Consider the following 17744-nt stretch of genomic DNA (forward strand, 5'->3'; position numbering starts at 1 on the left):
GTGTCAGGAATCCTGCTCAGGCTGCGACTCGGCGGCCGCTCGGCGTTTCACTCTCACCCGGGCGATACGGCGGCCGTCCAGCTCGGTGACGGTCAGCTCGAAGCCGGAGAACTCCACCCGCTCCCCGGCGGCGGGCACGTGACCCAGCATGGCCATGACGAACCCGGCCAGCGTCTCGTAGGGGCCGTCCGGCAGGCGGATGCCGGTCTCGGTGGCGAAGTCGTTGAGGTTGGTCAGGCCGTCGATCTCGATCTCGCCGGCCGGCAGGATCACGACGTCCTCCTCGACGTCGTACTCGTCCCTGATGTCCCCGATCAGCTCCTCGACCAGGTCCTCCATGGTGACGATGCCGGCCGTGCCGCCGTACTCGTCCACCACGATCGCCAGGTGCTGGCCCTCGTCGCGCATCTCGTTCAGGGTGGTGAGCAGGCGCTTGGACGCGGGCACGAACTTGGCCGCCCTGATCGGCACGACCGCGCTGAGCGGCTCGGTACGGCCGGCCAGCTCGGGATCCAGCAGGTCGCGGACGTGGACGAAGCCGATGACCTCGTCGTAGGACTCACGGTAGACCGGGAACCGCGAGTGCGGGAGCGCGGCGGCCAGCCGGGCGGCGTCGTTGAGCGGCGTGTCGGCCTCCATGAACTCCACCTCCGTGCGCGGCAGCATCACCTCCCTGAGCTGCCGTTTCCCGGCGGCGAACACCTCGCCGATGAGCTTGCGCTCGTCGGCGGTCAGGTCGGTGTGCCCGACCACCATGTCGCGCAGCTCCTCGGTGGTGACCTCCTCTCGGTCGGCCTTCGGGTTCCCGCCGAGCAGCCTGACCACGCCGTCGGTGGACTTCGACAACATCCAGATGATCGGGCGCGACAGGGAGGCGATCCGGTCGAGGAACGGCGCCACGTACAGCGACAACCCCTCGGCCCGTTGCAGCGCCAGGCGCTTGGGCGCCAGCTCCCCCAGCACCAGCGACACGTACGAGATCGCCAGCGTCACCAGCACCAGCGCCATGACGGGCGACACCGCCGGCGGCACCTGCCAGCCCTCCAGCACGGGCACGAGCTGCGCCGCCAGCCGGTCGGCGCCGAACGCGGCCGACAACATCGTGGCCACGGTCACGCCGATCTGCACGGCCGACAGGAATCTGTTGGGATCGCGGGCCAGCTTGGCCACGCGCTCGCCGCGCCGGCCGTACTGGGAGATCTTGCGGACCTGGCTGTCACGCAGGGAGACCATGGCGATTTCGGCGGCGGCGAAGAAGCCCCCGATCAAGATGAACAGCAGAACCAGGGCGATGTTGGCCGCGACGGTGTCAAACATGGTGGTTGGCAGCGTACTCAACGGATTTCCCGCGTATGCTGAACGGCAAGCCGTACAAAATCAAACATATTTGAACAGGAGTGAACATGAGGCTACTGGTCACCGGTGGTGCCGGATATGTCGGTAGCGTCGTCGCAGCGCAGCTCATCGAGGCGGGACACGAGGTGACCGTGCTCGACGACCTGTCGACCGGGCATGAGGACGCGGTGCCGGAGGGCGCCCGTTTCGTACGCGCGGACATCGCCGAGGCCGGGCAGGTGCTCGACGGCGTGCAGGCGGTGCTGCACTTCGCGGCCAAGTCGCTGGTGGGCGAGTCGGTGGCGAAGCCGGGGCTCTACTGGGCCAACAACCTGGGCGGCACGCTGGCGCTGCTCGACGCCATGCGGGACAAGGGCGTGGGCCGGATCGTGTTCTCCTCGACGGCGGCCACGTACGGTGAGCCCGAGCGCTCGCCCATCGAGGAGAGCGATCCCACGCGGCCGACCAACCCCTACGGGGCCTCCAAGCTGGCCGTGGACACCGCGCTGAGCGCGTACGCGGGGCTGCGCGGGCTGGGCGCGGTGAGCCTGCGCTACTTCAACGTGGCCGGCGCCTACGGCCGCTTCCGCGAGCGGCACACGATCGAGACCCACCTCATCCCGAACGTGCTGAAGGTCGCCACCGGCGAGCGCGAGTCGGTCAGCGTGTTCGGCACCGACTACGCCACGCCCGATGGCACCTGCGTGCGCGACTACATCCACGTCTCCGACCTGGCCAAGGCCCACCTGCTGGCGCTGGACGCGATCGCTCCGGGCGAGCACAAGGTCTACAACCTGGGCAGCGGCACCGGCTTCTCCGTGCAGGAGGTGATCTCGGTCTGCCGCGAGGTCACCGGGCACGAGATCCCGGCCGTCGTCGAGGACCGGCGGCCCGGCGACCCGGCGGTGCTGGTCGCCTCGTCGGCCAAGATCCAGCGGGAGCTGGGCTGGAAGGCCGAGCGGGCGTCGCTGCGCGACATCGTCTCGGACGCCTGGGGAGCGCTTTCCGGCAAATGAGCCATGCGGCGCGGCAATGTGTGCTGTGATACCGAAATGTGAGGAGCTTTTCACCAAGGGTCACGAAGCTGATCTTCGGTGCCCTCATCGTGACGTGCAGCCTCCTGGCCGCGGCCGGCGTGATCTTCGCGACCCCGCAGGCGGCTCCGGCCGTGCAGCCGACGCCATGTCCCGGGGCGGACAAAAGGTAACGCCGGTGGGGCGCTGGGCCGGACGTACGCGTCCCGCCACCGTCCCCGAGGCGCAACCCGCCTGAACGCGAACGCGCGCGCCCCCCACCGCAGGGAACGCGCGCGCCTGGCTCAGATGAGGCCGAGCTCCTTCACCGCGTCGCGCTCCTCCTCCAGCTCGCGCACGCTGGCGTCGATGCGCTCGCGGGAGAAGGCGTCGATCTCCAGGCCCTGGATGATCTCGAACTTGCCGTTCGCCGCGCGGACGGGGAAGGACGAGATGAGGCCCTCGGGCACGCCGTAGGAGCCGTCGGAGACCACGGCCGCCGAGGTCCAGTCGGTGCCGTTGACCCAGTCGTAGACGTGGTCGATCGCGGCGTTGGCGGCCGAGGCGGCCGAGGAGGCACCACGGGCGTCGATGATGGCGGCGCCGCGCTTGGCCACCGTCGGGATGAACGTGCCGCTCAGCCACTCGGACTCGACCTGCTCGGCCGCGACCTTGCCGCCGACCTCGGCGTGGAACAGGTCAGGGTATTGGGTGGCGGAGTGGTTGCCCCAGATCGTCATCTTCTTGATCTCGGTGACCGGGACCTGCAGCTTGGCCGCGAGCTGGGACAGCGCGCGGTTGTGGTCGAGCCTGGTCATCGCGGTGAAGCGGTCGGCGGGCACGTCGGGCGCGTTCCGCTGGGCGATGAGCGCGTTGGTGTTGGCCGGGTTGCCCACGACCAGGACCCTGATGTCGTCGGCGGCGTGGTCGTTGATCGCCTTGCCCTGCGGGCCGAAGATGCCGCCGTTGGCGCCGAGCAGGTCACCGCGCTCCATGCCGGCCTTCCGCGGCATGGCGCCGACCAGCAGCGCGACGTTGGCGCCGGCGAAGGCGACGTTGGGGTCGTCGGTGATCTCGATGCCGGACAGCAGCGGGAACGCGCAGTCGTCCAGCTCCATCGCGGTGCCCTCGGCGGCCTTCACCGCCGGCGGGATCTCCAGGAGGCTGAGCTTGACCGGCGTGTCGGCGCCGAGCAGCTGCCCCGACGCGATGCGGAACAGCAATGCGTAGCCGATCTGGCCGGCGGCTCCGGTGACGGTCACCTTGACGGGCACAGTGGCTGACGACGCCATGGCCTTCCCCTAACTCGATGCATGAATCATTGACGTTGGGGATGTTACCCGCTCGTCATCAGCAGGTTTCCATCGCGGGCACTTTCAGCTCCGCCTCGAAATCGACCTTTCCGAACTGCCTGGTCACGAGCTGCTTGATGAAGCCGGTGGCGTAGAGATCGGCGATCACCGCCTTCACCGCCTTGCAGGTCTTCACGTCGCTGTCCCTGATGCCCACGGCGTAGCGCTCGTTGGTGAGCTTGACGCCGAGGATCTTGTAGCGCATGTTCTCCCGGGCCGCGAACCCGGCCAGGATCACGTCGTCGCCCGGCACCGCGTCCACCTTGCCGCTGCGGAGCATGTCCATGCAGGCGGCGTAGTCGCTGGCCGCGACGGGCTCGACCTTCACCCGGTCCTGGACCGCGCCGACCGACGGGCTGTTGGGGGCGCAGATGCGCTTGCCGTTCAGGTCGTCGATCGACTCGACGCCGCTGCCCGCGCGGACCAGGATGTCCTGGTGGGCCAGGTAGTAGGGGCCCGCGAACCGCACCTCGCTCTTATCGATGGAGTAGGTGGCCACGACCAGGTCCACCCGGCCCTCGTCCAGGGCGGACGCCCGGTCGTCCCGGCCGAGCCGGACGAACGTGGTCTCCTTCGCCCCCAGCTCCGTCGCAATGCGCTTGGCCATCTCGATGTCGAAGCCCTGGAACTCGTCGCCGTTCTGCAGCGCGACGCCCGGCAGGTCGCCCTTCACGCCGATCACGATCTTCCCGGTCTGGGCCACCTTGTCCACCACCGAGGCGAAGCTGGGACCGGGCCCGGAGGTCTCGTCGGGCGGGGCGGGGTCGTCGGCGAACGGCAGGGGCTGCCAGCCGTTCAGGTAGAGCGCGAGCGCCGCGGCGGTGATCAGCGCGACCGCGGTGGCCAGCCCGGCCCACACCTTCCCCCGCCGGCGCCGCGCGGGCACGGCGGGCCCGGTCATCGGGTACGGTGCCCCACCCTCCGGGGGCGCCGGCACGCCGGAGGCCCCGGTGGTGACGGCTGGGACCGGCGGCGCGGTCACGGCCCGCTGCCCCGTCGCCCGCTGCTCCACCGGCCCCGCGCCCGAGCCCGCGGTGTGGGACGGTGCGCCCGAGCCGGCCGTCCGGGCGCCCGCGGTGTGGGAGGGGGGCACCACGGAGCCCTTCCGCCCCGGCTGATCGGTGATCGACCCGGCGGAGACCCTGGTGAACGGCGTGGTGTCGTCGCTGGCCACCTGCACGCCCCGGGTGAGCACCGCCGTCGAGGCGCCCACCGTGGAGGACTGCCCCAGCAGCCGCAGCAGGATCTGGTCGGCGGACGGCCGCTCGGCCGGCGCCTTCGACAGCGCCGCGCTGACCACGCTCCGCAGCGGCTCCTGCATCATGCTGACGTCGACCTCGTGGTTGAGGATCCGGTTGAGCACCACCGCGATGGACTTGCCCTCGAAGGCCACCGTGCCGGTCGCCGCGAAGGCGATGGTCGCGCCCCAGGAGAAGACGTCGGTGTAGGGTCCGATGTCGTCGCCGGCGATCTGCTCGGGCGCCATGTAGGCCGGGGTGCCGATCGCGCGGCTGGTGATCGTACCGGTGGAGTCGATGATCCGGGCGATGCCGAAGTCGACCACGCGCGGCCCGTCGGCGGCGATCAGCACGTTGTCGGGCTTGAAGTCCCGGTGCACGATCGAGGCGTGGTGGATCGCGGTGAGCGCGGTGGCGGTGCCGATGGCCAGCCGGTCGAGCGGGGTGCCGGTGAGCGGCCCGTCGGTCTCGACGACCTCGCGCAGCGGCCGGCCGTCGATGTATTCGCTGGCGATGTAGGGCGTGTTGCCGTCGAGGTCGGCCTCCATCACCCGGGCCGTGCAGAACGACGCGACCCGCTTGGCCGCCTTCAGCTCCCTGGCGAACCGCGACCTGGCGATGGTGTCGCCGGTGAACTTGACGTGCAGCAGCTTGATCGCCGCCCGCTCGTCCTTGTCGTTGACGCCCAGATAGACGATGCCCTGACCACCTTCTCCGATCCGTCCGGACAACCGGAAGGACCCCAACTCGGTGGGATCGCCGGCGACCAACGGCGAGATTTGCGGCATTCGTCATCCCCACGTGTACTGAACCCCATCGACGAAAACTTTACGACGTTCAGCAACTTCTCAGGGATCCGTTAAGGCTTCGTGACGTCACGGGTTTGACTCTTTCGCGCACGGCTTCGTCACGTTCGCGCACAAAACCGCAGGCTTCGCGGCAGTGACGCGGAACACCTTGCGTCCCGGGGCCCTGGCGAGGAGTCTCGGGATCATGGATCGTCCGTACGACATCGTGCTCTTCGGGGCCGGCGGATTCACCGGCGCGCTCACGGCCGCCTACCTGGCCCGGGCCGCCGGCCCCGGCACCCGGTGGGCCCTGGCCGGGCGCGACCGGGCCAAGCTGGAGCGGCTGGGGCTGGACGTTCCGATCCTGCTCGCCGACGCCACGGACGCGGCCTCGCTGGCCGCCCTCGCCGGCCGGACCCGCGTCCTGGCCACCACCGTCGGCCCGTACGTCCGATACGGCGAGCCGCTCGTCGCCGCCTGCGCCGACGCCGGCACCCACTACCTCGACCTCACCGGCGAGCAGGAGTTCGTGGACCGGACGTACACGCGCTACCACGACCGGGCCGCGAGGAGCGGCGCCAAGCTCGTGCACGCCTGCGGCTTCGACTCGATCCCGTACGACCTCGGCGTCCTGTACACCGTCGGCCTGCTCCCGGAGGGCGTCCCGCTGAAGGTCAGCGGCTTCCTGCGGACCAGCCTGCGGCCGTCGGGCGGCACGCTCGACACCATGCTGTCGGTGCTCGGGCGCGCCAAGGAGACGGTCGCGGCGGGCACGCAGCGCCGCTCGGCCGAGCCCCGGCCCAAGGGTCGCAAGGTGAGCTCCCTGCCCGGCGGCCTGCGCTACGTGGGCGGCTGGGCCCTGCCCATGCCCAGCCTCGACTCGAAGATCGTCGGCTACTCGGCCCGGCTCCTCGACCGCTACGGCCCCGACTTCACCTACCGCCAGCACTACGCGGTCCGGACCCTCCCGGCCGCGCTGGCCACGGTGGCGGGCGCGGGCACGTTCGCGGCGCTCGCCCAGCTCCCGCCGGTGCGCGACTGGCTGCGGAGCCGCCTCAGACCCGGCGACGGCCCCTCACCCGAGCGTCGGGCCAGGAGCTGGTTCAAGGTGACGTTCCTGGGCGAGGGCGGGGGCGAGCGCGTGGTCACGGAGGTGTCGGGTGGCGACCCCGGCTACGACGAGACCGCCAAGATGCTCGCGGAGTCGGCCCTCTGCCTGGCCTTCGACGACGTACCGGACCGGGCGGGCCAGCTCACGACCGCCTCCGCCATGGGGCAGCCCCTCATCGACCGCCTGCACGCCGCCGGGATCACCTTCACGACCAGGGCCGCCTGACCGTTCCCCCGCCGCACCGGTCAGTAGGGCAGGCTCCACTTCGCGAAGGTCTTGCGCATGTACGGGGCCTTGTACTTGGGATAGGCCACCGTGCTCACGTCCCCGTCGGAGGTGTAGCGCATGTCCGGGTTGTTCTTGAGCCAGTCGAGCCAGGCCGCCGAGCAGAACTGGGCGCAGTCGCCCTTCTTCTCCATGACCTTGATCCGCGGGATCCCGGCAGGGTCGAACGACTTGCTGAACGGCGCCGGCGCCGGCGTGTACCCGGCCAGGAAGGCGCCCTGGTGCTTGTAGAGCTTGCCGCGCATGGCCCAGTGCTTGTTGTTCGGCTGGTTGCCGTACGGGAGGGCGATGGTGGTGGGGTTGATGTAGGACAGGGAGTTGATCTGCTTGGCGATCGTGCCGATCTGCTCCTCGACCTCCTTGTGCGAGCGGCCGCGCAGGTTGAGGTGGTCGCGGGTGTGGTTGCCGATCTCGAACCCGTTGTCCTTGAGCCAGAGCAGAGCCTGCGCCTGCTCCTCGCGTACGCTCTTGCCGAACATGTCGCGCGTCACGTAGAACGTGGCCGCCGGACGCCAGCCCGGATGCTTGGCGGCCACCTCCTTCAAAATCGCGACCGCGGTGTCCTTCTGCGGGACGCCCATCTCGTTCAGGGTGAGCTGCGAAGGCGAGGAGTCGTCGAAGGTCAGGACCACGGGGTGCTTGCCCGCCGGGATGTCGATCTTGCCGGACACCATCTGCGCGGCGGTGATCGGCACGTAGTCCTCCCGGACCAGCCGCTCCAGGTCGGCCCTGAACTGCTGCGGCGACCGGTCGTCCGTCGTCTGCGGCTTGGGCACGATCCGATGCCACATCAGCACCGGGATCTGCCCCAGCTCGTTCGCCTTGACCTTGGCGGCGGCCTTCACCTTGGCGGCCCTGGTCGCCTTAAGCCTCGCGGCGGCCTCCGCCTTGGTGTCGGTCAGCTTGACGGTTTCGGGCTGAGAGTCGCAGCCCGTCAGGATCGCGGCAGCCGTGAGCACACCGAGCCCACTCAAAATACGCAGTCGCATCCGAACCCCCCGAGACGCGTACGACTGTTGCAGCGGCCCGCGTCCTGCGGGCTACTGTAGGTAGCGATATATGCACCTACAGTGGGCTCTTACCCCTCTGATCAACTGCGCCACGCCGCCGCACCGTCAAGACATGGGAAAGCCGCGTCGCCTCCGCGCATGGTCTGCCCGACGGCCCGAAAATGGCCCCTACCTTGCGGAAAACCGCAGGTAGAGGCCACGTGCGCCTGGCAGCGCTCTGACGTGCCCCGCAGCCGTCGTCACTGATCAGTGTCTGTCATTGTCGGCCCGCCTCGGACGGCCCACAGACGGCGTCACGCAGTCGCCGGAGCCCTTCCTGGACGTCACGTCGCGGCGACGCGGCGGCGGAACTCGGCGGTGGCGGTCTGGATCACCCGGTTGAGCTGGTCGAGCTCGTCCTGAGTGGGCTCGCGGCGCAGTTCGACGCTGACCGCGAAGTCGCCGTCCTTGAGGCTCACGCCGAGGTCCGCGAGCAGATCCTGCGGCAGTCTGCTGTGGACGAACTCCCGGAACGCCTCGGCGACCACCCCAGGCAGGTCGCCGCAGCCGCACGAGCGGCCCTCCATGATGGCGCCCAGGTGGCTGCGACCCACGAGGGCATCGGGGTGCGCCACGTCGAGCGTGCCCAGCCCGGCCTCCACGATGTGACGGGCCTCGGCCAGCCGCTCCTGGTGCTGGAGGAACAGGCCGAGCGCGATACGTACGCGCCCGAGCAGCTCCTGGTTGCCGCTGTACTCGGCGGCGGACAGCGCCTCGCGCAGGCGCCGCTCCCCCTCGGCCGGCCGCTCCGCCTCCGACAGCGCCAGCCCCCAGTTCCGTAAAACCTGGGCGACCAGGTCGGCCCTGCCGAGGCCCTGCGCCCTGTCAAGGGCCTCGGCATACGTGCGGAGGGCGCCTTCGAGGTCACCGGTGTCGCTCTGCGCCATCGCCAGGCCGAGCTCGGCCATGAGCGCCTCCTCCGCCCTGCCCTGCCGGTGGTAGGAGGCGAGCACTTTCCTGATCGCCACGACGCGGCCCGCGCCATCGCCGCTCCGGTCGGAGTTGGCCAGCTGGGAGAGCGCGTTGAGCGTCGCCTGGTGGTCCGGGCCCAAGCGGGCCTCCATGGCCTCGGCCAGCAGGGACAACACGGCGCCGTCCGTCTCCGGGCGCTCGCCGACCCTGTTGAGCACGGCGAGCGCCACCTCTTCGACGACTTCGTCCGGCAACTGCTCCAGCGCGACGAAGGCAGGTTCACCGCCACCGGCGGCCGTCACGATCCTGGCCCGCAGCGCCAGCGCGGTGGCGATCCGCTCGTGACCGTTGCGCCAGAAGTTCTGGATCGTCTCCTCCACGGTCTCGCGGGCCGCGCGCAGGTCGCCGCGCCTGAGCAGCACCTCGGCCAGCGGCTCCAGACCGAACGCGTAACCGGCGTGCTCGCGACCGTAGAAGGCGAGCCGCTCTCGCACGTTGGCACGCAGTTCCGCCTCGGCCTCGTCCAGCCGCCCGGTCGTGGCGAGCACCATGCCGAGGTTCATCCGGTACGTCAGGCGGTCCTTGTGCGCCTCGGGATCGCGGGGCACCGGGCCGGAACAGGCGGCGCGGTAACATTCAACCGCTCTGGCCGGCTGGTCCGAATTGAGCAGGACGTTACCAAGATCGCACTGTACCGACGCCCACTCGGGGCTGCCGGAGCCGTACTTCTGCGTGATGTCCTGAAGTTCCCGCACCATGACTTGCTCGGCGTCGACCAGCCGGCCCTCCCGCAGCAGGGCGAACGCCATGTCGAGTGACGTAGATGATGTTGACATGGCGCAGGAGCCTATAGGTCACTACTGACATGCGATGGCGAATCACCACCGCCCTCGCACCTGTCGGAAGGAGCGACCTGGACCGGGTGTGTGCAGAGCGTCGCCGCTCACTCTGTCGCCGCTCACTCTGAGGCCATGACGGCCCCTACCGCGCGGGAAAGACTCGGGGTAGAGGCCGTCATCGACGCTCAGGCGGACATCTTCTTCTTGAGGTTCTCGTCCAGCGCCGCCAGGAAGTCCTGGGTGGTGAGCCACTTGGCGTCGCCGCCGACCAGGAGCGCCAGGTCCTTGGTCATCTGGCCGCCCTCGACGGTCTCGACGCAGACCTCCTCCAGCTTGTTCGCGAACTCGGTCACCGCCGGGGTGTTGTCGAGCTTGCCGCGGTGGGCCAGGCCACGCGTCCACGCGAAGATCGAGGCGATCGGGTTGGTGGAGGTGGGCTTGCCCTGCTGGTGCTGGCGGTAGTGGCGGGTGACGGTGCCGTGCGCGGCCTCGGCCTCGACGGTCTGGCCGTCGGGGGTCATCAGGACCGAGGTCATCAGGCCGAGCGAGCCGAACCCCTGGGCGACCGTGTCGGACTGGACGTCGCCGTCGTAGTTCTTCGCGGCCCAGACGTAGCCGCCCTCCCACTTCAGCGCCGCGGCGACCATGTCGTCGATGAGGCGGTGCTCGTAGGTGAGGCCGGCCTTGTCGAAGTCGGCCTTGAACTCGGTCTCGAAGACCTCGGCGAAGATGTCCTTGAAGCGGCCGTCGTACGCCTTGAGGATCGTGTTCTTCGTGGAGAGGTAGACCGGGTAGTTGCGGGCCAGGCCGTAACGCATGGAGGCGCGGGCGAAGTCGCGGATCGACTCGTCCAGGTTGTACATCGCCATCGCGACGCCGCCGCCGGGGAAGTCGTACACGTCGAGCTCGATCGGCTCGGAGCCGTCCTTGGGCGTGTACGTCAGGGTGAGCGTGCCCTCGCCGGGGATCCTCAGATCGGTGGCGCGGTACTGGTCGCCGAAGGCGTGACGGCCGACGACGATCGGCTTGGTCCAGCCCGGGACGAGCCGCGGCACGTTCGACATGATGATCGGCTCGCGGAAGATGACACCGCCGAGGATGTTGCGGATGGTCCCGTTGGGGGACTTCCACATCTTCTTGAGACCGAACTCCTCGACCCGCGCCTCGTCCGGGGTGATGGTGGCGCACTTCACACCGACGCCGTACTTCTTGATGGCGTTCGCGGCGTCGATGGTGACCTGGTCGTCCGTGGCGTCACGGTGCTCGATGCCGAGGTCGTAGTACTTCAGGTCGACGTCGAGGTAGGGAAGGATCAGCTGGTCCTTGATGAACTGCCAGATGATCCGGGTCATCTCGTCGCCGTCAAGCTCGACGACCGGACCCTCCACCTTGATCTTGGGCATGCGAATGGTTCCCCTTCAATGAATTGATGCGTTGAGGCTATCGGACCGTCCGGTCACGGGGCGAAAAGGGACAGGATGAGCGCCTTGAGCTCGTTGTTGTAGAGCAGCAACGAGGTCAGGACCAGCACGAATCCGAAGACGGACAGCGTGATGACATCGGCCTTCTTGCTCCGGAGGGCGAGCTGCCCGCCGTAACCGGCGAAGCGCAGCGCGGCGGCGACCATGATGACGGCGCCCAGAACGAACCCACCCCAGCGCGGGTTCGTGAAGAAGATCACGAGCACGCCGACGGCCGCACCCCCCAGGATCAGCGGGTACGGCCCCCAGCTCTCGCGTTCGGTTCCTTGCTGGCTCAAACTCAACGCTCTTCTATCGGCTTCCACTTCTGGTCGGTCTCACCGATGTACTCACTGTCGGGGCGGATCAGCCGGTTGTCGGCGTGCTGCTCGATCACGTGAGCGGTCCAGCCGGACATGCGGCTGATGGAGAAGACCGGCGTGAACAGGTCGGTCGGGATGCCCAGGTAGTGGTAGACGGAGGCGGCGTAGAAGTCGACGTTCGGATAGAGGCCCTTCGTCTCGAAGACGACCTCCTCCATCTCCTTGGACATCCGGTAGTAGGTGTCGTCGCCGCTGGACTCGGCCAGCTCGGCGGACATCCTGCGCAGGTGGGTGGCGCGCGGGTCCTCGGTCTTGTAGACGCGGTGCCCGAAGCCCATGATCTTCTCGCCGGCCGCCAGCTTGTCGCGCACGGCCTGGGCCACGCCGCCGGGGGACAGCGACTCCAGGGTCTTCATGACCTGCTCGTTCGCCCCGCCGTGCAACGGACCCTTGAGGGTGCCGATGGCGGCGACGATGGCGGAGTGCATGTCCGACAGGGTCGCGGCGCAGACGCGGGCGGCGAACGTGGAGGCGTTCATGGTGTGGTCGGCGTGCAGCACCAGGCACTCGTCGAAGATCTCGACCTCGCGTGCGCCCGGGGTGCGGCCGGTGACCTGCAACAGGAAGTTGGCGGCGATGCTCAGGGACGGGTCGGGTTCGGGGGCGCTGCCACCGGTGCGGGCCGCGTGGTAGCGGGCGACCAGCAGGGGCTGCTGGGCCACCAGACGGGCGGCCTTGCGCAGGTTGGCGTCGGGGGCGATGGAGTCCTTGTCGGGGTCGTCGGCGCCCGACAGCGACACCAGCGAACGCAGCGCCTCCATGGGTTTCTGTTTCTCGGCGATCTCGGCGATGTTCGCGGACACCAGGGCGCCCAGCTCCCGGCCGCGCACCAGCTCGGCGCCGTAGGCGTCCAGCTCGGAGCGGGTGGGCAGCTTGCCACACTGGAGCAGGTGTGCGGTCTCCTCGAACGTCGCGCGACCGGCCAGGTCGTGGATGTCGTATCCACGGTAGAAGAGCCGACCGGCCTTTCCGTCAATGTCGCTCAGCGCTGTGGACGCCGCGACGACATCAGCCAGACCTTTCGTGGGCTTGTCCGCCATGAGTGTTTCCTCCGCTTATCTCCGACCGAAGTCTACCCGTGAGCAGGCAAAACCGACTGCAAAGGTCCAGACCAATTTCACGTCGGATTCTCCTTTCGGCAAAGGAGATTCCGCATCCCCTCGGTTGGGTAAGCCGGAGCTGTAGTAATAGTTACGGCGGGCTACCTGGGGAGGAACTGCCGTGGAGGGGCCGTTCATACGCATCGAGGACACTGGCGAGGTGGTCCCGTTGCGCCCCGAGATCACGACGGTCGGAAGGGGCCGGGGTGTTGACATCCGGCTCACCGATCCGAGCGTGTCTCGACTCCATGCCGAGTTCGTCAGACGAGGACCCTACCTGTATGTCGTCGACCTGGGACTGTCCAGGAACGGCACACGGGTGAATGGCAGGCCGATCGCCCGGAGGGTCCTTGACGACGGCGACGTCGTTTCCTTCGGCGCGGCCCGGGGTCGAATCGGTGGAGTCCCCCGAGAGGACTTCACCCCCGAGGTCGAGCTGCGCAGGGCGGCCGCGCCCGAGCTGACCAGGCGCGAGGTCGATGTGCTGACCTCGCTCTGCAGGCCGGCACTGTCGGACGAGGCGTTCGTCGCTCCGGCGACCGCACGCGAGATCGCCGACGACCTGGTCGTGACCGAGGCCGCGGTCAAGCAGCATCTGCTGCGGCTCTACCAGAAGTTCAGGATTCCCGAGGGCACCAACCGGCGCACGCGACTGGCCAACGAGGTCGTCGCGCTCGGTCTGGTGCGCCCGACCCCTGTGGTGCCACCGCAGCGGTCGTCGGGAGCCTCTGCCGAGCAGCCTTCCGCCGCAGGGCGAAGGGCTTCATAGGGGCACAGGGCTTCTTAGGATCGGATCGCGACCGGGGCTTCGGCGAGGGGTTCCGGCAGCGTCGGAACCTGAGCGTCCACCGTGCCCTGGCAGAGCCGGGACGGCTTCGAGCAGCGGCGTCCGCCCGTAGGGCGTGCGCCGGGCTCGTCGCCGGTCAGGAAAGTGGCCGGCGACGCGCGCAGGCGTAGCACGCTCTCAGATCACCCTGAATCCGTTGCTCGGCTTGCTGGTCCTGTTGGCCCGGTCCACCGCGACGGCGTAGTAGTGGTCGCCACGCTTGCCGTCGGGGTCGGTCCAGCGGATCTGCCGGTCGCCGGGCACGATCGCGACCAGGTTCCGCGCGTCGGCGAAGGCGCCGGCGCCGGCGTGCCGGTCGAACCGGAAGATGGCGAACAGGAACGGCTCGTCCCTGCCGGTGGCCACGGCCCGTACCTCGACCCCGCCCGAGCGGCGCAGCGCGTACGCCAGCACCGGCCGCCGGGGCGGCTCGCCGTCGGCCAGCCTGGGCAGCACGGGAGCGAGCGCGGGCCGCTGGTAGTGGTCGTTGACCGCGGTCGAGATGGAGCCGATCCGGTCCACCTTGACGTCGTTGGCGTTGTACCAGATGTCGCCGCTGATCTCCGGGTGGTCCCGGTTGAGCGTCAGGTGCCTGGACAGCTCGTTCGGCACCTGCCACTCGGCCGCCTGGGCGGGGTCGCCGGCCTTGTACCCGGCCTGCCCGATCCACAGCAGCGTGTTCGTGCCGCTCGCGACGTCCGACCACCAGGGCACGAGCTTGGAGTAGTCGGCCGGCGGCTGCCCGATGTACCAGTAGAGCTGCGGCGCGATGTAGTCGAGCCAGCCCTTCTTGACCCAGCCGCGGGTGTCGGCGTGCAGGTTGTCGTACGACTGGCCGCCGTTGGTCTCCGAGCCCAGCGGGTCGGTGCCCTTGTTGCGCCAGATGCCGGACGGGCTGATGCCCCAGGCGATCTCCGGCTTGGCCGCCAGCACGCGCTGCTGCATCTCCTGGACCATGAGGTCGACGTTGTGGCGCCGCCAGGAGGCCAGGTCGGGGAAGCCGGCGCCGTATTCGGCGAACTCCTCGGCGTCGTCGAAGGCCGTGGTGTTGGTCGGGTAGAAGTAGTCGTCGAAGTGCAGGCCGTCGATGTCGTAGCGGGTGACCGCGTCCATCATGGCGTCCTGGCAGAACTTGCGCACCTCGGGCATGCCCGGGTTGTAGTAGAGCTTGCCGCCGAACGGCAGGATCCAGTCGGGGTTCTTGCGGCCCGGGTGGTCGGGGTGCAGCTTGGCCGGGTCGGCCTGCATCGAGACGCGGTACGGGTTGAACCAGGCGTGGAAGGCCAGGCCGCGCTTGTGCGTCTCGTCCACGGCGAAGCCGAGCGGGTCGTAACCGGGGTCCTGCCCCTGGGTGCCGGTCAGATACTGTGACCACGGCTCGTACGGTGACGGCCAGAACGCGTCAGCCGTCGGCCTGACCTGCACGAACACCGAGTTGAGCCCGCGACTGACGGCCACGTCCAGCCAGGCGAGATACTCGGCCTTCTGCTGGTCGGCGCTCAGCCCGGGCTTGGACGGCCAGTTGATGTTGACCACGGACGCGATCCACATGCCGCGCATCTGGCGCAGCGGCGGAACGTGGTCCGCCGCCGCGAAAGCCGGCAGCGGGACGGCGGAAGCGGCGGCGGCGAGGGCGAGACCCTTCAGGAGAGTCCTTCTGCTGGGCATGGGGGGTGGCCTCTCGGAAGTGGTTGTATCGAAGGCGACGATGACAGAAAATTACCTTCAGATCAACAACTGTGAAGGAAAATGCCGATGAGCGGTGACCTGTACAGACTGGCGATGACGGTGCTGCATCCGGGGTTCGAGGGAACCTCCGCCCCCGACTGGCTGCGCCGCGCGCTGGGCGAGGGTCTGGGCGGCGTGGTGCTGTTCGCCCGCAACGCCATCGGCGAGCGGCTCGTCCGGGAGGTGCGCGCCGAGAATCCCGGTGTCGTCGTGGCGATCGACGAGGAGGGCGGCGCTGTCACCCGGTTGGAGGTCAGGACCGGCAGCTCCTTCCCCGGCAACCGGGCGCTGGGCGTGGTGGACGACGTGAAGCTCACCGAGCAGGTGGGCCGCCAGATCGGCAGGATGCTCGCAGATCTCGACATCACCCTCGACTACGCCCCCTCCGCCGACGTGAACGCGAACCCGGCCAACCCCGTGATCGGCGTCCGCTCGTTCGGCCCCACGCCGGAGCTGGTCTCCCGCCACACCGTCGCGTACGTCAACGGCGTGCAGGGCGCGGGCGTGGCCGCCTGCGCCAAGCACTTCCCCGGCCACGGCGACACCGTCACCGACTCGCACCTGGCGCTGCCCACCGTGCACGCCTCCCGCGAGCTGCTGCACGAGCGCGACCTCCCGCCGTTCCGCGCCGCGATCGGCGCCGGGGTGCGCTCGATCATGTCCGGCCACCTGCTCATCCCCGCCCTCGATCCGTCCGCGCCGGCCACGCTCAGCCGGGCCGCCATGACGGAGCTCCTGAGGGACGAGCTCGGCTTCGACGGGATGCTCGTCACGGACGCGATCGAGATGCGGGCGGTGGCCGCCATGTACTCCCCCGGCGAGATCGCGGTGCGCGCGCTCGGCGCCGGCGTGGACGCCATCTGCGTCGGGCTGACCACCGAGGACGGCCTGCGCGAGATCCGCGACACGATCGTGGCGGCGGTGCGCGACGGCAGACTCCCCGAGGAACGCCTGGCGGAGGCGGCCGCGCGGGTACGAGCCCTGTCCACCTGGTACGCCGACCGGTCGGCGCTGCGCGAGAAGGCCCGCCACGACGTCGACGAGGGCGTCGGCCTGCGGGCCGCCAGGGCGGCGCTGACCACGGCCGGCACCGCCGCGCTCGACCGCGGGCCGCTGGTCGTCGAGGTCAACACCCGCTTCAACCAGGCCGTGGACCCCGCCACGCCGACCGGCATCACGGCCGCGCTCGCCTCCCTGCTGCCGGACACCGCGCGGGTGCAGATGGAGCCGGAGGGCGAGCTGCCCGCCTTCGACGACCGGCCGGTCGTGCTGGTGGTGCACGACGCCGCCCGGCACGCCTGGGTACGCGACACCGTGGCCAGGGCCCTGGCGATCCGGCCCGACGTGATCGTGGTCGACACCGGCATCCCGGCCCCGCCCGAGGGCGTGACCCATGTCGCCACCCACGGCGTCTCCCGGGTGTCCGCGGTGGCCGCGGCGGAATGGCTGCTCCAGTGACCGCGGAGCCGGCGAACCCCGTCGCGACCGTACGCGCCGTGCTGCCCTCCCTGACGCCGGCGGCCCAGTCCATCGCCCGCCTCATCCTCGACGACCCCGGGCTGGTCGTGCGGAGCACGATCACCGAGTTCAGCGCGGTGTCCGGGACGAGCGAGGCGACGATCGTCCGCACGGCGCGGGCCCTGGGCTTCGCCGGGTACTCGCAGATGCGCTTCGCGCTGGCCGCGGCCGTGGCCAAGGAGCCGGAGCGGCTGGTGCCCGGGGACCTGGCGCCCGACGACCCGCTGACGGACGTGATCGCCAAGGTGGCGCGGGCCGAGTCCGAGGCGCTCGCCGACACCGCCGCCCAGCTCGACCCGGACCGGCTCGGCGAGGTCGTGGCGGCGATCTCGGACGCCCGGCGGGTGGACGTGTACGGGGTGGCGGCCTCGGGGCTGGTGGCGGCGGACATGTCGCAGAAGCTGCTGCGGATCGGGCTGTCCAGCCATCCGTTCAGCGACGCCCACCTGGCGCTGACCAGTGCCGCGCTGCTGCGGCGAGGCGACGTGGTGGTGGCGATCAGCTGCAGCGGGGAGACGCCCGACGTGCTGGTGCCCGCCCGTACGGCGGCCGAGGCGGGCGCGTTGGTGGTGGCCATCACCAACAACCCGCGGTCGTCGCTGGCCGAGCTGGCGGATCACACGCTGGTGTCGGCGGGGCGGGAGACCGCGTTCCGGCCGGGGGCGCTGGCCAGCCGGATCAGCCAGTTGCTGATCGTGGACTGCATCTTCGTGGGGCTGGCGCAGCGGCGGTACGACACGGCGGACGCGGCCATCCGGGCCACCCGGGAGGCCACGGACCGGTACCGCAACCGCTGAGCCGCCGACC

14 protein-coding genes are annotated in these 17744 nt (G+C 69.8%); 5 read left to right on the top strand and 9 right to left on the bottom strand.

Translation table 11 applies throughout. The features are described 5' to 3' along the window. Positions 1–3: 3 nt before the first annotated feature. Positions 4–1317 carry a hemolysin family protein gene (locus ACTWPW_RS13845; RefSeq protein WP_375116705.1) on the bottom strand — a complete coding sequence of 438 codons (1314 nt, stop codon included), beginning with the start codon at positions 1315–1317 and terminating at the stop codon, positions 4–6. An 86-nt stretch (positions 1318–1403) separates the two neighbouring features. On the opposite strand from ACTWPW_RS13845, the gene galE reads away from it, so the two are divergent. Beyond that, a complete protein-coding gene (gene galE, locus ACTWPW_RS13850) occupies positions 1404–2351 on the top strand; it encodes a UDP-glucose 4-epimerase GalE (RefSeq protein ID WP_364112658.1) in 948 nt (315 codons plus the stop codon). A gap of 302 nt (positions 2352–2653) precedes the next feature. On the opposite strand, the gene ACTWPW_RS13855 is transcribed toward galE, so the two are convergent. Both ACTWPW_RS13855 and ACTWPW_RS13860 read right to left on the bottom strand, forming a co-directional pair. Next, a complete protein-coding gene (locus ACTWPW_RS13855) occupies positions 2654–3640 on the bottom strand; it encodes a malate dehydrogenase (RefSeq protein ID WP_364112662.1) in 987 nt (328 codons plus the stop codon). A 58-nt stretch (positions 3641–3698) separates the two neighbouring features. Further along, complete coding sequence (locus ACTWPW_RS13860) at positions 3699–5726, bottom strand: protein kinase domain-containing protein (RefSeq protein WP_443168951.1); 2028 nt, start codon at positions 5724–5726, stop codon at positions 3699–3701. Positions 5727–5931: 205 nt separating this feature from the next. Between ACTWPW_RS13860 and ACTWPW_RS13865 the strand changes: the two genes are divergently transcribed. Next, positions 5932–7062, top strand: coding sequence for a saccharopine dehydrogenase family protein (locus tag ACTWPW_RS13865; protein WP_443168952.1), 1131 nt, complete (start codon positions 5932–5934; stop codon positions 7060–7062). A 20-nt stretch (positions 7063–7082) separates the two neighbouring features. Here the strand turns inward: ACTWPW_RS13865 and ACTWPW_RS13870 are convergent, their stop codons facing one another. From ACTWPW_RS13870 to ACTWPW_RS13890, 5 genes are all read right to left on the bottom strand, one after another. After that, positions 7083–8111, bottom strand: coding sequence for a polysaccharide deacetylase family protein (locus tag ACTWPW_RS13870; RefSeq protein WP_364112668.1), 1029 nt, complete (start codon positions 8109–8111; stop codon positions 7083–7085). A 344-nt stretch (positions 8112–8455) separates the two neighbouring features. After that, positions 8456–9919, bottom strand: a complete 1464-nt coding sequence (locus ACTWPW_RS13875) for a tetratricopeptide repeat protein (protein WP_443168953.1) — start codon at positions 9917–9919, stop codon at positions 8456–8458. 188 nt (positions 9920–10107) lie between these two features. Next, positions 10108–11325, bottom strand: a complete 1218-nt coding sequence (locus tag ACTWPW_RS13880) for an NADP-dependent isocitrate dehydrogenase (protein ID WP_375116701.1) — start codon at positions 11323–11325, stop codon at positions 10108–10110. Between the two features lie 53 nt (positions 11326–11378). Then, positions 11379–11681 (bottom strand): DUF3017 domain-containing protein, encoded by a 303-nt coding sequence (locus ACTWPW_RS13885; RefSeq protein ID WP_364112672.1) that lies wholly within the window; start codon positions 11679–11681, stop codon positions 11379–11381. 2 nt (positions 11682–11683) lie between these two features. Next, positions 11684–12805, bottom strand: coding sequence for a citrate/2-methylcitrate synthase (locus ACTWPW_RS13890; protein WP_375116700.1), 1122 nt, complete (start codon positions 12803–12805; stop codon positions 11684–11686). A gap of 181 nt (positions 12806–12986) precedes the next feature. On the opposite strand from ACTWPW_RS13890, the gene ACTWPW_RS13895 reads away from it, so the two are divergent. Continuing rightward, positions 12987–13634, top strand: coding sequence for an FHA domain-containing protein (locus ACTWPW_RS13895; protein ID WP_364112676.1), 648 nt, complete (start codon positions 12987–12989; stop codon positions 13632–13634). A 195-nt stretch (positions 13635–13829) separates the two neighbouring features. Here ACTWPW_RS13895 and ACTWPW_RS13900 read toward each other — a convergent pair whose 3' ends face one another. Beyond that, complete coding sequence (locus ACTWPW_RS13900) at positions 13830–15359, bottom strand: glycoside hydrolase family 10 protein (RefSeq protein WP_443168954.1); 1530 nt, start codon at positions 15357–15359, stop codon at positions 13830–13832. An 87-nt stretch (positions 15360–15446) separates the two neighbouring features. Here ACTWPW_RS13900 and ACTWPW_RS13905 point away from each other — a divergent pair, with 87 nt between their 5' ends. After that, positions 15447–16877 carry a glycoside hydrolase family 3 N-terminal domain-containing protein gene (locus ACTWPW_RS13905; protein ID WP_443168955.1) on the top strand — a complete coding sequence of 477 codons (1431 nt, stop codon included), beginning with the start codon at positions 15447–15449 and terminating at the stop codon, positions 16875–16877. Further along, positions 16874–17734: a MurR/RpiR family transcriptional regulator gene (locus ACTWPW_RS13910; RefSeq protein WP_375116697.1), complete on the top strand. Its 861-nt coding sequence runs from the start codon at positions 16874–16876 to the stop codon at positions 17732–17734. The genes ACTWPW_RS13905 and ACTWPW_RS13910 overlap by 4 nt, the downstream gene beginning before the upstream one ends. Positions 17735–17744: the final 10 nt, after the last annotated feature.

This window comes from Nonomuraea sp. KM90 (genome assembly GCF_052246675.1).
Classification (GTDB): Bacteria; Actinomycetota; Actinomycetes; order Streptosporangiales; family Streptosporangiaceae; genus Nonomuraea.

What these genes read in the sequence shown, in the direction of transcription:
- ACTWPW_RS13845 (WP_375116705.1), bottom strand. Translation starts at nt 1,317, where the DNA reads ATGTTTGACACCGTCGCGGCCAACATCGCCCTGGTTCTGCTGTTCATC.
- galE (WP_364112658.1), top strand. Translation starts at nt 1,404, where the DNA reads ATGAGGCTACTGGTCACCGGTGGTGCCGGATATGTCGGTAGCGTCGTC.
- ACTWPW_RS13855 (WP_364112662.1), bottom strand. Translation starts at nt 3,640, where the DNA reads ATGGCGTCGTCAGCCACTGTGCCCGTCAAGGTGACCGTCACCGGAGCC.
- ACTWPW_RS13860 (WP_443168951.1), bottom strand. Translation starts at nt 5,726, where the DNA reads ATGCCGCAAATCTCGCCGTTGGTCGCCGGCGATCCCACCGAGTTGGGG.
- ACTWPW_RS13865 (WP_443168952.1), top strand. Translation starts at nt 5,932, where the DNA reads ATGGATCGTCCGTACGACATCGTGCTCTTCGGGGCCGGCGGATTCACC.
- ACTWPW_RS13870 (WP_364112668.1), bottom strand. Translation starts at nt 8,111, where the DNA reads ATGCGACTGCGTATTTTGAGTGGGCTCGGTGTGCTCACGGCTGCCGCG.
- ACTWPW_RS13875 (WP_443168953.1), bottom strand. Translation starts at nt 9,919, where the DNA reads ATGTCAACATCATCTACGTCACTCGACATGGCGTTCGCCCTGCTGCGG.
- ACTWPW_RS13880 (WP_375116701.1), bottom strand. Translation starts at nt 11,325, where the DNA reads ATGCCCAAGATCAAGGTGGAGGGTCCGGTCGTCGAGCTTGACGGCGAC.
- ACTWPW_RS13890 (WP_375116700.1), bottom strand. Translation starts at nt 12,805, where the DNA reads ATGGCGGACAAGCCCACGAAAGGTCTGGCTGATGTCGTCGCGGCGTCC.
- ACTWPW_RS13900 (WP_443168954.1), bottom strand. Translation starts at nt 15,359, where the DNA reads ATGCCCAGCAGAAGGACTCTCCTGAAGGGTCTCGCCCTCGCCGCCGCC.
- ACTWPW_RS13905 (WP_443168955.1), top strand. Translation starts at nt 15,447, where the DNA reads ATGAGCGGTGACCTGTACAGACTGGCGATGACGGTGCTGCATCCGGGG.